The sequence below is a fragment of the Bacillus cereus group sp. BfR-BA-01380 genome (assembly GCF_022663535.1).
In the GTDB taxonomy this organism is placed as follows: domain Bacteria; phylum Bacillota; class Bacilli; order Bacillales; family Bacillaceae_G; genus Bacillus_A; species Bacillus_A cereus_BB.
In genome coordinates, this window is sequence record NZ_JAKUFS010000052.1 from 1 (window position 1) to 13,813 (window position 13,813).

Below are 13,813 nucleotides of genomic sequence, written 5' to 3' on the forward strand. Positions count from 1 at the left end.
TCTTAAGAAGTTAGGTGGGAGATAAACTGCCCGTAAAAGCCCGATTGGTGAGGGCTGATAATCAGTGGGGGATGAAGAAAACCCCCACTGATTAAAGTTTCACTTTATATAGCGATTAGCAGGGAGATGAAAAAATGTATATTGTCAAAGCGAATGTAAATGATGCAAAAGAACTCGCGCATGTTCATGTTGATAGTTGGAGAGAGACATATGAAGGGATTATGCCAAAAGAAGTGCTAGATAAAAAGTCGTATGAGAAGCGAGAAGGATTATGGAGAAAAATACTACAAGAACAGCAGTCGCATGTTTATGTTGCTAAAACAGTTGATGGAAAAATAATCGGTTTTGCAGATGGTGGGAAAGAGCGAACAGGTAGTTATGAATATGAAGGAGAGTTATATGCGATATATATTTTAAAAGAATATCAGCGTAATCACCTGGGGAAAAAATTGCTAAAAGCGGTAGCAGCGGATTTATATAAGAATGACTATCAGTCTATGCTTGTTTGGGTAGTAGCAAATAATCCCTCTAAATATTTTTATGAAGCATTACAAGGTTCTTTTATAGATGAGAAAGTTATTGAAGAATTGCACGTAAAAGAAATTGCATACGGTTGGAAAGATATAAAAATTCTTCTTATATAATACAACTCCCCGCTCGTTTTATCACTTCATGAATATAATGAAGTGAATAGAGTGAAAGGAGAGACAATCCGTGAGAATGTTCACGGTTTTGGCTGGATTTATTATAGTCGTTTGCTTTCAAATAGGTTTATTATATATGTTACAACGAATTGAACAAATATCTCTTATTTATCTTCTATATGAAATTGTATATATAGGGGTACTATTTGGATATGGAATGGGTAGTGCGCATTATTTTTATAAACATAAGAAGTATATATTTATAGTCGTATTTATCTTTTTCTACATCTGGGGATACTATAGTTACAATGATAGTGTTCAAGACATTATACAACTGCATATTGTATCGATTCAACGGGCATTACAATTATTGTTTTGTATTATGTTTGGAGCTATTGTTTATGGAATGTTGTTTTATAAAGAAGATACGGAGAAAAAGGTCAAATGAAATATTTTCATTTGACCTTTTCTTAAGATTTTTGTTTTACTTTTGTAAAGTAAGTTTTTACGCTCTGTAATTGCAGTTGTTCTGAGATGCGAAATTCATGTTTTTGTTCGTCAAATTGTTTTTTTGTATAGGGACCAAACCGGCGGTTATTTTTTAAATCGATAATCCAATAATTCTCTGCTGCTTGATTGGTGATAGAAGCATCAGGATTGTTAGGGTCATCCGTTTGTTCCGTTTGTTTTGCTAAAATATAAGCATCATTCCAGGCAATTTCTACAATTTTTGCTGGGATATATTGAGAAGCATATAGGGCATCTGATTTCGGAAATAGTTCTAGAGCGCCACCGCCAACGTTAACGAGCTCATATTCATCGCTAACGCTGTAATGCGATTGATGAGAATTTGTTGCACAACTAGTTAAAAGTATGAAAGAGCAGAAAATGATGAATCGTTTCAAAACGAGCTCCTCCTTCAGAAATGTGACTGATACATATTGTACAGGAAAAGAGAGTAAAACACCAATTTATGAGTTGTTTACAACTGTTTTTAGACATGATACGATGAAACAGTTAATAAAGGATAGAAAAAAGGAGTCGACACAACATGAAGCTGAAAATACATCGTCCAACGATCGTTATGAATCGCATTGGGGCTGTGATTATTGATATGTTTTTCATTTCTGTTCTGTACGGTGCTGTTGTCGCGATTACAACAGGAAACTATAAGGCAATTTTGAATCGTTTTAATGTAAGTTCAGGAGATATTCGTTACGATCTTGGACTTGTATGTTTATTAATGGCGCTTTACTTTATTGTTCTACCATTTATTTGGAATGGATATACACCAGGGAAAAAATTTACACGTACAAAACTTGTATCACTTACAAATGAAAAGTTAACGTTAGGAATATTAACAATGAGGTTTATTGTATTGTTAATACCAAATATCCTGTTTCTTGGAATTCCAGCGATATGTAATATATACATGATGCTGTTTAGAAGTGATAATAGCGGTTTTCATGATCTTATAGTAAAAACTAGAGTTATAAGTATTGTATAGAGAAAGAGAAGCAGCTGCTTCTCTTTTTTAATTATTTTAAAATTTCTTTTATGATAATTTAGTAAAGAGAAAACTTTAATAAAAATTTTTACGAAGTCTAAATTTTTACAAAATTCGATATTTTTAATTGGTATAATAGAAATTGTATAGGACAGGCATCTCCTATATAGTACCCTCCATATTGGTGGCGCGTCATGGAAAGGCGCGCTTTTTTTATTTCTATCAGACTGAAAATTAAGGAAATGTTATATTTATCCCGCTATTTGTGGGCAGTAATACTCCCGCCTCAAAATTCAGCGGAAGCATTGTCCAGTTCCAGTGGCTAGAATGTTCGGTGGCTTCGCTTCTTCCTACGAGGTAAAAAACACCTCTGCGTCAGAAGCTCCATCCCCCTCACATTCTGGACGAGCCACTTCCACCTTTCTTAAGAAGTTAGGCGGGAGATAAACTGCCCGTAAAAGCCCGATTGGTGAGGGCTAATAATCAGTGGGGGATGAAGAAAACCCCCACTGATTAAAGTTTCACTTTATAATAAAGAGCAATAATTTTACATTGGGGAGGAGCAAACTGATGGGCGGAAGTTTATTATTTTGGGGAATTCTTATTTTTGTCAGTCTAGCTTTTGACCAGTATAATAGTAAGAAAAAAGAGAAAGTTAGGGAGTAAGCGATTACATAACATATATCTATCTTTTCCTGCTTGCGGATACTTTGAAAAAAGGGGTATACTGTGACGGTAAGACTAACCAGAAGGAGTAATGACGATGAAGCTAGCAGGAAAAATTGTCGTTGTAACAGGTGGTGGTATCGGTATTGGCCGTAGCACGGCTCTTTTGTTGGCAGGCCAAGGTGCAAAAGTAATTGTGACAGATATTGATGAGGAAAGCGGACAAGCAACAGTCGAAGAAATTGTAGGTTTAGGTGGGGATGCACTTTTTGTTACTCACGATATGAGTAAGCAAAGTGATTGGCGACACGTTTTAGAAGTTGCACTTGAAGTCTATAATAGAGTTGATATGCTGTTTAATAATGCTGGGTTATATAGAATAGATCCAATTTTCCCTCAAGAAAAAGAGAACGATTCCAATGCACTTTGCATAAATGATGTCTGGATAGAAATAAAACAATTGACGTCATCTTTTATGAAACAGCAAGAAGAAATGATTTTAACAGATTTACCGATTTCTGGTGTTATAGGAGTAAGGCAACAAACATTTCAAACAGCAGAAATAGTATTATAATGGAAAACCGTCCACGAGTGTGGACGGTTTCTTTGTATTTAGCGAATGCGTTGTTCGGTTTTTACATCAAAGAAGTGCGCTTTGTTCATATCAAAAGCAAGCTTGAGTTGATCACCGTGTGTAAAAGTATGTCTCGCGTCAACGCGAGCTGCAAAATCTTGATTTCCAAGTTTCATATATATAATAGATTCTGCACCTAATAGTTCAGCAACATCAATCTGAGATGTGAATGTTGTGTCTGGTGAAGCTTCTAAAAATAAGAGTTCATCATGAATATCTTCTGGACGAATTCCTAAAATAATTTCTTGGCCTATGTAACTTTGTTCACTCAGTAGTTTCATTTTGCCTTCAGATACTTTAATTTTTATTTTATTGTCTATTACAAAGTAATTCTCTGTTAACTGGCCACGGAAAAAGTTCATTGCAGGAGAACCAATAAATCCGCCAACAAAAACATTTTCTGGTGTTTCATATACTTCTTTTGGTGTTCCAATTTGCTGGATTTCCCCATCTTTCATAACAACAAGGCGCGATGCCATTGTCATAGCTTCTGTTTGGTCATGTGTCACATAAATAGTTGTTGTTCCAAGTTTTTGATGTAGCTTAGAAATCTCTGAGCGCATTGTTACACGTAATTTTGCATCAAGGTTTGATAATGGCTCGTCCATTAAGAAGACTTTTGCATCACGAACAATGGCACGTCCTAATGCAACACGTTGCCGTTGTCCTCCGGATAATGCTTTTGGTTTTCGATTTAAATAATCCTCGAGTCCTAAAATACGGGCTGCGTCTTTCACGCGGCGATCAATTTCATCTTTTGATATTTTACGAAGCTTTAAGCCAAATGCCATGTTATCATAAACACTCATATGTGGATAGAGTGCATAGTTCTGAAAGACCATTGCAATATCGCGATCTTTTGGAGGAACATCATTCATTACTTTGCCATCAATTGAAAATTCACCTTTTGAAATATCTTCTAAACCAGCGACCATTCGTAATGTCGTTGATTTCCCGCATCCGGATGGACCAACGAATACGATAAACTCTTTATCTTGTATGTGTAAATTGAAGTCTGTTACTGCTGTTACATTGTTATCATATATTTTGTAAATGTTTTCTAATTTTAGCTCTGCCATGACTTTTCCTCCTAGCAAAAAAGTGTGCAAACGTTTTCTTTCGTTTTATTATAAATGAATGAATGAAAAAAAGAAATAAAAAATTAAAACGTTTTCATATTTTTTTAGTGTAGTTTAAATATTGTGTTCTTAATATTAGTAGAGCGCTAATTTTACAGTTATTTGATAATAGGAAAAGATGTAAGTCTGTTTTCATTTTATTTAAAATCTGTTATCATTCACTAATGAAAACGTTTGCGCCTGTTTTGCAATTAAATAATGAAATGGGGTAGCACGATGAAGAAACAGTGGTGGAAAGAAAGTGTTGTATATCAAATTTATCCTCGCAGCTTTATGGATAGTAATGGTGATGGTATTGGTGATCTTCGCGGGATTATTTCAAAGCTTGATTATTTACAAGAACTAGGCATTGATGTCATCTGGTTATCGCCAGTTTATGAATCTCCAAACGATGACAATGGTTATGATATTAGCAATTATCGTAAGATTATGGATGAGTTTGGGACGATAAATGATTGGGATGAATTGTTGGAAGAAATGCATAAACGAAATATGAAATTAATGATGGATTTAGTTGTTAATCATACTTCAGATGAACATCATTGGTTTGTTGAATCTCGGAAATCAAAGGATAATCCATATCGAGATTATTATATTTGGCGTAAAGGAAAAAGTGGAAAAGAGCCAAATAACTGGGGAGCCGCTTTTAGTGGGTCTGCTTGGCAGTATGATGAAACAACAGATGAATATTATTTGCATTTATTCTCAAAAAAGCAACCGGATTTAAACTGGGATAATGAACGTGTGCGTAAAGAGATTTATGAAATGATGGAATTTTGGCTTGAAAAAGGCATTGACGGTTTCCGTATGGATGTCATTAATTTTATTTCAAAAACAGAAGGGCTCCCGGCTGTTGATACCGAAACAGAAGGGTATGTATCAGGGCATCAATACTTTATGAATGGGCCTAATATTCATACGTATTTACGTGAAATGAGTCAAGAAGTGCTGTCTAAATATGACATTATGACAGTTGGTGAGATGCCGGGTGTAACAACAGAAGAAGCTAACCTTTATACAGGTGAAGAGCGTCAGGAATTACAGATGGTATTTCAGTTTGAACATATGGATTTAGATTCTGGAGAAAACGGTAAATGGGATGTGATACCATGCTCACTCCTTACGCTAAAGCATAATTTAACAAAGTGGCAAAAAGCATTAGAACATATAGGATGGAATAGTTTGTATTGGAACAATCATGATCAGCCGCGTGTTGTCTCTCGCTTTGGTAACGATACAACTTATCGTATTCCGTCAGCGAAAATGTTAGCGACGGTACTTCATATGATGAAAGGCACTCCTTATATTTATCAAGGTGAAGAGATTGGAATGACAAATGTCAAATTTGATTCAATTAATGAGTACCGTGATATTGAAACGCTGAATATGTATCACGAAAAAGTGAATGAACGTGGTGAGAATCCAGAAATAGTGATGCAATCTATTTATGTGAAAGGCCGCGATAATGCTCGGACACCGATGCAATGGGAAGACAGCGAACATGCTGGGTTTACAACGGGTAAGCCGTGGCTTCAAGTAAATCCTAATTATAAAGACATCAATGCGTGGCAGGCATTACGTGATCCAAATTCAATTTTTTATCACTATAAGAAATTGATTGAGCTTCGTAAAAAGCATGAAATCATTGTGTATGGTACGTATGATTTAATTCTAGAAGATCATCCATCTATTTTTGCTTATGTAAGAACATGGAAAGATGAGAAATTAGTTGTTATTGCGAATTTTACTGAAGCTTCATGTGTATTTGAATTGCCGAAAGAGATAACATATAGTAGTTCAGAGTTACTAATCCACAATTATGATACGCAGGATGAATCAATTGAAAATATTGTTCTACAGCCGTATGAAGCGCGCGTGTACAAATTGAAATAAGCAATAGAGAGGCGCTTTGGGATGAGACACTCTTCTTTGAACTTGCGTAAAAAGAGAGATATGTTGGTATATAAAAACGATACGTGGATTGTAAATGCTGAGATATAACATATCTTAGTTTCTAGAGAATAGTTGCCGAACATGATAGAATCGTAGGCTGTTTGCTGCTTCGTCTTATGTGAAAAATGAGATCAGAAAAGCCTTGTATAGAAAACAAGGCTTTTCTGATTTACCATGTTAAAATTGAAAATCCGTATGGTGGAAGTGTAACTTGCAGTGAGTTTGTGTCAGCAGAAAACTCTTCTTTTGTATATAGGTTTATAATTTTTTTGCCAGCAATATCATAAGGAATAGGAGCTGTAATTTTCTGGTTTGTTGCATTTAAAACAAAAAAGATCGTTTCTTCTTTGTATGTTTTTATATAAGAGATATAATCGTGTTTGCTATTTGTTTCAATCCATTGAAATGCACCATGTCCACTAAAGGCTTTATATTGTTTTCGCAATGAAATTAATGTTTGTATATGCTTAAATAATACTTTATCTTGTTTATTTTCATCCCAAACCATACATTTTCGGCAATCAGGATCCACTCCACCATCCATACCAATTTCATCACCATAATAAATACATGGTGAACCAATGAAAGAAAGATGGAATACGTATAGTAATTTCACTTTATCCTTATTTCCATTACAAGTTGTTAAAATTCTTGGTGTATCATGGCTATCTAATAGATGGAAAGCAGCTTCGTTTATATTCATGGAATATGAATGTAAAGATGCTGTAATTTGTTCCATTAAGTCATTAGCTTTAATCGTTTCGTGTGCAAAGTAGGAAAGAAGGGCATTTGTAACAGGATAACTCATAACAGCATCAAATTGGTCGCCCTGTAGCCATGGCAAGGCATCATGCCAAATTTCTCCTAAAATATATACTTCAGGATGAATTGCTTTTATTTCGCTACGGAACTCTCTCCAAAAGCTATGATCCACTTCATTTGCAACATCAAGTCGCCAACCGTCAATGTGAAACTCTCGCACCCAATAACGTCCTACTTCTAGTAAGTATTCTTTTACGTCTGGATGAGTAGTGTTTAGTTTTGGCATATGTGATGTAAAACCGAATGTATCATAATTAGGCAAAGGTGCAGTTGCAATCGGAAATTCATGAATATGAAACCAGTCTTTGTAAGGAGAGCATTCTCCTTTTTCAAGAACATCTTGAAATTTATCGAAAAAGTATCCGCAATGATTAAATACGGCATCTAGCATAATTTTTATACCACGTTGATGGCATGCTTCCACAAGTTCCTGAAATGTTTCCTTCGTCCCAAATTGAGGATCGATTTCCATATAATCAATTGTGTCATATTTATGATTAGAGTGCGCTGTAAAGATAGGAGTAAAGTAAATACCAGAAATACCGAGTTCGACAAGGTAATCAAGATGATTCATAATGCCAGCGAAGTCCCCGCCAAAAAAATTTGTTGCAGTTGGGTTTGTACTGCCCCAAGGGAGAGAGTTAGCTGGATTGCATGTACGATCTCCATTAGCAAATCTATCTGGGAAAATTTGATACCACACTGTATCCTTTACCCATGAGGGGGCTGTGAAAACATCTTTTTCATGTATAAATGGGAAGCAAAAGTAATAGCCAACATCGTCGGTAGGTGCTTCAGAGAAGAAGCCTCTTTCGGTATAAATAATAGATTCAGTACTGTTTTTCAGTTCGAATCCGTACCGTAAGCGCTTAAATTTCGGCTCAATTGATACAAACCAATAATCAAATAAATCCGTCGAACCACTCTTTTTCATTGATATTTTTGCTGTGAGCCACTTCCCATCCTGCCATTCATATGGATCACCATAAATGAAGGAAACTACATCGGCATCGTTTTTTTTCGTACGCAGCCGAATATGAAGAGTTTTTTTATCGTAAGCGTATGCGTAATTATCTTTTGGTCTATGGTATACAGCTTCTTTGAACATATAGAAAATCCCCCTTTAATCTTTTATCAATAAAGATATGCTGCAAACGATTGCTTTTCATATACTTTTAATATTGCTTATAAGAGTAGTACTCATTCCATATAAAGTCAATGGATATCAAGAGTAACTTGATAAATTTTTAAAAAATAATATTGCAAAATTTATAAAAGAATGTATAATGATAGACAAATAGCGCAAACGTTTTCGTAGATTGAAAGTTGTTTGTGCTTCTATTAAACTATTATATGCAAACGTTTTCATTTTTAGGTATTATGTACATAATTTGGGAGGTATTTAGAGATGAAGAAGAAGAAAGCGTTATCTTTATTAACAGTTTCAGCTTTGACAATCGGAATGTTATCCGCGTGTGGTCCGAAAGATTCAGGGAAAAAAGAAGCGAGCAAGGAGAAGAAAAACTATGATCTTCTTGTTTGGGAAGATCAGAAAAAAGGTGTTGGTTTAGATCCAGCCGTAAAAAGTTTTGAAAAGAAATATAATGTAAAAGTAAAAGTTGTAGAAGTTCAGATGACTGAGCAAGTAAAAAAACTTCGACTTGACGGTCCAGCTGGTACAGGGCCAGATGTTGTAACATTGCCGCATGATCAAATTGGGAATGCAGCAACAGAGGGGCTGCTTTCTGAAATAAAAGTAGATGATTCTGTTAAGAGTAAGTTTACTGATTTATCACTAAAAGCACAAACATATGATGGGAAATTATACGGTTTACCAAAAGCTATTGAAACACCCGTATTTATTTACAATAAAAAATTAATGCCAAAAGCACCAGAAACGATGGATGAACTATTTAATTTTTCAAAAGGGTTTACGAAGGACGGGAAATACGGATTTTTAGCATTAGGAGATAACTTCTATTTTGCGAATGCATTTATGGCTGGTATGGGCGGCTATGTATTTGGTGAGAAAGATGGTAAACCAAACCCAGCAGATATTGGATTAAACAATAGCGGTGCAGTACAAGGTGCAGAATATATTCAAAAATGGTATAAAGAAAAACTATTTCCAGAAGGAATTATCGGTGAGTCTGGCGGATCAGCTGCAGATGGATTATTTAATGAAGGAAAAGCAGCGTCTATTATGAACGGTCCATGGGCATTTCAAGCGATTGAAAAAGCAAAGATTGACTATGGTGTAGCTCCAATGCCAAAATTACCAAATGGTCAACCGATGAAAACATTTGTTGGTGTAAAAGGATGGCATGTAACAAGCTTCTCAAAAAATCAAGATTTAGCAACAAAATTTACTGATTGGGTAACAAATGAAGAAAATGCAAAAATTCGTTTTGAAAAAACAAAAGAAATTCCTCCAGTGAAATCAGTGATGGAAGATTCAATTATTAAAGATAACGAAGCTGCGAAAGCAGTAGTAGCACAAGCAGAAAATAGCGTTCCAATGCCGAATATTCCAGAAATGCAAGAAGTTTGGAAGCCAGCGGGTGATGCGTTGCAATTAGTTGTAACAAACAAACAACATTCAAAAGCGGCACTTGATGAGGCTGTGAAACAAATTAAAGGAAATATTGAAGCAAATCATAGTAAGAAAAAATAATATAGAATTCGTGTCTTTTGTATACAAAAGACACGAATTCTCCTCCTTCCAAGGGGAAGAAAAAAAGGGGGAAGAACCATGCAGACATCCTTTGAACCAGCTCATGCAGAAAACGGTTCAAAACACCGAAAAACAGCGGCAACGTTGTCTATTATTCCGGGTATTGGTCAACTGTACAATAAACAATATGTAAAAGGTATTATTCTTCTAGTATTAACTTGCTCGTTTTTTGTAGCATTTGCTGACTTGTTAAATATTGGGTTGTGGGGGATTGTAACGCTCGGTACAGAAGTTCCTCGTGATCACTCTATCTTTCTATTAGTAAAAGGGATTTTAGCGCTTATCGTTACTGCATTTGGACTAGGTATATATGCTTTTAACATATATGATGCGTATCAAAATGGGAAAAAGCGTGATGAAGGAATACCGTTACACTCTGTAAAAGAGCAATACCATCATTTATTAGACCAAGGCTTTCCATATATGATGGTTTCACCAGGATTTCTGTTATTAATCTTTGTTGTTGTACTTCCGATTATTTTCGTTATACTCATTGCATTTACAAACTATGATTTATATCATTCTCCTCCTGCAAAACTTGTAGATTGGGTTGGTTTTAAAAATTTTGTTGATATTTTCACATTACCAATGTGGCGAAACACATTTGTAAGTGTATTTTCTTGGACAATCATTTGGACGTTTTTGGCAACGACATTACAAGTAGCACTTGGAATTTTCTTGGCAATTTTAGTGAATCAACCAGGAATTAAAGGGAAAGCGATAATTCGTACAATCTTTATTTTACCTTGGGCCGTTCCAGCATTCGTATCTATCCTCGTATTTGCTGGTATGTTTAACGAATCATTTGGAGCAATTAACAATCAAGTGTTGGCTCTATTTGGAATTAAAGAAATTGCTTGGATGACAGATCCATTTTGGACGAAAGTCGCTTTAATCTTCATTCAAACATGGCTCGGTTTTCCTTTTATCTTTGCGATGACGACAGGTATACTGCAATCGATTCCAAGTGAATTGTATGAGGCTGCGACGGTAGATGGTGCGACAGCTTGGCAACAATTTCGTAAAATTACATTACCGCTCGTTTTATATGCGACTGCTCCTATTTTAATTACGCAATATACGTTCAACTTTAACAATTTCAGTATTATTTATCTGTTTAATGGCGGTGGTCCGGCTGTAGCGGGACAAGATGCAGGCGGGACAGATATTTTAATTTCTTGGATTTATAAGTTGACGATGACATCGGCTCAATATGGGAAAGCAGCAGCACTTACGATGATTTTATCGTTAATTGTTATTTCGGTTGCTTTATGGCAATTTAAAAGAACAAAATCATTCCAAGAAGAGGATATGATGTAAATGAACATAAAACGACAGAAGATATTACGTCTTTCATTAAGTTATTTTGTAATTTTCATGATGTGTGTGATTATTTTCTATCCATTATTATGGATTATAGGATCATCGTTTAACCCAGGAGATAGTCTCTCCGGATCAAGTATAATTCCTAAAAATGCAACGCTGGACCATTACAAAAAACTACTTGATCTCTCACAAAGTAACTATGTACTTTGGTATAAAAATACGTTGAAAGTTAGTATTTTGACAATGATTTTCTCTGTATTGTCAATTAGTTTTACAGCATATGCATTTTCGAGATATCGTTTTGTCGGAAGAAAGAATGGGTTACTAACATTTTTAATTCTCCAAATGATTCCAAACTTTTCAGCGTTAATTGCATTGTATATTTTAGCGCAGCTAACAGGATTAATGGATACACATCTAGCGTTGATTTTAATCTATGTTGGCGGTGCAATTCCGATGAATACATGGCTCATGAAAGGATACTTTGATACGATTCCAAAAGAATTAGACGAATCAGCCCGTATGGACGGGGCAGGGCATTTTCGGATTTTTTGGCAAATTGTTATGCCTTTAGCGAAGCCAATTGTTGCGGTTGTAGCATTATTCACATTTATCGGTCCATTTACTGATTTTATTTTAGCGAGTGTTATTTTACGTACACCAGAAAATTATACATTAGCTGTTGGATTATACGAAATGGTAGCAAAAAAATTCGGTAATGAATTTACAACATTTGCAGCAGGGTCGGTATTAATTGCAATACCAATTTCAATTTTATTCTTATCTTTGCAAAAATATTTTATTTCTGGTTTAACAGCTGGAGGGACGAAGGGATAAATGGGACAGCATGTCTCATTTATCTTTTTTTATCCCGCTATTGGCGGGATAACCATCAGTGGAGATGAAAAAATCCCACTGATGGAAGTTTCACCTTATAGGAATGTCGGTTTAGATGATATAAGAATAGGGTAATTTTAAAAAAAATAGCATATAGTATAGGAAAATAAGCCTGTATCCCTTACAATACATGAAGAGGGAGATTATAGACTGACATTGATAGAGATTTTTTATGAATGGAATACAGTGAAATTTTTATTAGTGAGAGGGCTTTATCCATCATCTATTTTCTTCATTTTCTCTGAATCTTGAGGTGGAAAGTTTACTGCCCGTTAATGGGGAATGGAAATAGAAGTAATTTGTATACATGATTTAAATAAAAGAAGAGAGGAGGAACAAATTTATGACAGTTACAATTAAAGACGTGGCAAAAAAAGCAAATGTTGCTCCTTCTACGGTTTCACGTGTAATTGCTGATAATCCGAGTATTAGTGAGAAAACAAAGCGACGTGTTCGTAAAGTAATGGCTGAATTAGGCTATCACCCAAATTTAAATGCCCGAAGTCTTGCAAATCAAACAACTAAAACGATTGGACTTGTTATGCCGAGCTCTGCGAGTAAGGCCTTTCAAAATCCATTTTTTCCAGAAGTGATTCGAGGAATTAGCTCATTTGCACATGGAGAAGAATATTCATTATATATGTCAACTGGAGAAACGGAAGAAGAGATTTTTCATGGTGTTGTGAAAATGGTACAAGGAAGACAAATAGGTGGTATTATTCTTTTATATTCCCGTATGAATGACCGTATTTTAGAATACTTGCATGAGCAAAATTTTCCATTTGTTCTTATTGGTAAGCCATATGAGCGAAAAGAAGAGATTACATATATTGATAATGATAACTATGCGGCAACGCGAGAAGTAACGGAATATTTGATTTCACTTGGACATGAACGAATTGCTTTTATTGGTGGGGATTCAGATTTGCTCGTTACGAAAGATCGCCTTGCTGGAATGACAGATGCATTAAAATTAGCCGATATTTCTCTGCCATCTGAGTATATTTTAAATCTTGGTTTTTTAAGAGAAAGCGGTCAAGAAGCAGTAGAAAAACTTATGACACTTAGTGCACAGCCAACAGCTATTATTGCGACGGATGATATAATAGGATTGGGTGTATTAAGTGCTTTATCAGAAAAGGGAATCTCCGTACCGAAAGATATTTCTATTGTTAGCTTTAATAACGTATTATTATCTGAAATTGCAAATCCACCATTAACAACGATAGATGTAAATATTTATCAATTAGGCTACGAAGCGGCTAGATATTTAGTTGATAAAGTTGAACATTGTGAAGTTTCACCAAAGTGTATTATTATTCCTCATAAATTGGTGAAACGTCAGACTTGTAGTGAAAATAAAAAAAACTAAGAGAAGAATAAAATGTACCCTATAGAATAGACACTTAAAAAAAGTCTGTTCTATAGGGTATTTCTTGTATAATAGGAGAAAAATTAGAATCGGAGAAATTTCAAAATGACGAAAAAACT

The 13,813-nt window shown here is 35.1% G+C and carries 13 protein-coding genes; 10 read left to right on the forward strand and 3 right to left on the reverse strand.

Features of this window, described 5'->3' with window-relative positions; genetic code table 11:
- The first annotated feature begins 134 nt into the window (after window positions 1–134).
- Together MR076_RS25195 and MR076_RS25200 are read left to right on the forward strand one after the other, a co-directional pair.
- Entirely contained in the window at window positions 135–644 is a 510-nt protein-coding gene (locus tag MR076_RS25195; RefSeq protein WP_242225286.1) for a GNAT family N-acetyltransferase, read from the forward strand.
- A gap of 70 nt (window positions 645–714) precedes the next feature.
- Window positions 715–1,092: a hypothetical protein gene (locus MR076_RS25200; protein ID WP_242225287.1), complete on the forward strand. Its 378-nt coding sequence runs from the start codon at window positions 715–717 to the stop codon at window positions 1,090–1,092.
- Between the two features lie 22 nt (window positions 1,093–1,114).
- Here MR076_RS25200 and MR076_RS25205 read toward each other — a convergent pair whose 3' ends face one another.
- Window positions 1,115–1,549: a DUF3997 domain-containing protein gene (locus MR076_RS25205; RefSeq protein ID WP_242225288.1), complete on the reverse strand. Its 435-nt coding sequence runs from the start codon at window positions 1,547–1,549 to the stop codon at window positions 1,115–1,117.
- A gap of 146 nt (window positions 1,550–1,695) precedes the next feature.
- On the opposite strand from MR076_RS25205, the gene MR076_RS25210 reads away from it, so the two are divergent.
- The 3 genes from MR076_RS25210 to MR076_RS25220 all read left to right on the forward strand — a co-directional run bounded on the left by MR076_RS25210 (window position 1,696) and on the right by MR076_RS25220 (window position 3,391).
- On the forward strand, window positions 1,696–2,151 hold the full coding sequence (locus MR076_RS25210; protein ID WP_242225289.1) for an RDD family protein: 456 nt from the start codon (window positions 1,696–1,698) through the stop codon (window positions 2,149–2,151).
- A 567-nt stretch (window positions 2,152–2,718) separates the two neighbouring features.
- Window positions 2,719–2,817, forward strand: a complete 99-nt coding sequence (locus tag MR076_RS25215) for a flagellar motor protein (RefSeq protein WP_242225303.1) — start codon at window positions 2,719–2,721, stop codon at window positions 2,815–2,817.
- A 97-nt stretch (window positions 2,818–2,914) separates the two neighbouring features.
- Entirely contained in the window at window positions 2,915–3,391 is a 477-nt protein-coding gene (locus MR076_RS25220) for an SDR family NAD(P)-dependent oxidoreductase (RefSeq protein ID WP_313897369.1), read from the forward strand.
- A gap of 38 nt (window positions 3,392–3,429) precedes the next feature.
- On the opposite strand, the gene MR076_RS25225 is transcribed toward MR076_RS25220, so the two are convergent.
- Window positions 3,430–4,530 (reverse strand): ABC transporter ATP-binding protein, encoded by a 1,101-nt coding sequence (locus tag MR076_RS25225; protein ID WP_242225290.1) that lies wholly within the window; start codon window positions 4,528–4,530, stop codon window positions 3,430–3,432.
- Window positions 4,531–4,806: 276 nt separating this feature from the next.
- Here MR076_RS25225 and MR076_RS25230 point away from each other — a divergent pair, with 276 nt between their 5' ends.
- On the forward strand, window positions 4,807–6,483 hold the full coding sequence (locus tag MR076_RS25230; protein WP_242225291.1) for a glycoside hydrolase family 13 protein: 1,677 nt from the start codon (window positions 4,807–4,809) through the stop codon (window positions 6,481–6,483).
- Between the two features lie 229 nt (window positions 6,484–6,712).
- Here the strand turns inward: MR076_RS25230 and MR076_RS25235 are convergent, their stop codons facing one another.
- A complete protein-coding gene (locus tag MR076_RS25235) occupies window positions 6,713–8,473 on the reverse strand; it encodes an alpha-glycosidase (protein WP_242225293.1) in 1,761 nt (586 codons plus the stop codon).
- Between the two features lie 300 nt (window positions 8,474–8,773).
- On the opposite strand from MR076_RS25235, the gene MR076_RS25240 reads away from it, so the two are divergent.
- The 4 genes from MR076_RS25240 (at window position 8,774) to MR076_RS25255 (ending at window position 13,694) form a co-directional block, all read left to right on the forward strand.
- Window positions 8,774–10,039, forward strand: a complete 1,266-nt coding sequence (locus tag MR076_RS25240) for a sugar ABC transporter substrate-binding protein (RefSeq protein WP_242225295.1) — start codon at window positions 8,774–8,776, stop codon at window positions 10,037–10,039.
- A gap of 78 nt (window positions 10,040–10,117) precedes the next feature.
- Window positions 10,118–11,419, forward strand: a complete 1,302-nt coding sequence (locus MR076_RS25245; RefSeq protein ID WP_242225296.1) for a sugar ABC transporter permease — start codon at window positions 10,118–10,120, stop codon at window positions 11,417–11,419.
- On the forward strand, window positions 11,420–12,262 hold the full coding sequence (gene malD, locus MR076_RS25250; RefSeq protein WP_242225298.1) for a maltosaccharide ABC transporter permease MalD: 843 nt from the start codon (window positions 11,420–11,422) through the stop codon (window positions 12,260–12,262).
- Between the two features lie 403 nt (window positions 12,263–12,665).
- The gene (locus MR076_RS25255; RefSeq protein ID WP_242225300.1) at window positions 12,666–13,694 is read left to right on the forward strand and encodes a LacI family DNA-binding transcriptional regulator; all 1,029 of its coding nucleotides are present in this window, start codon (window positions 12,666–12,668) and stop codon (window positions 13,692–13,694) included.
- Window positions 13,695–13,813: the final 119 nt, after the last annotated feature.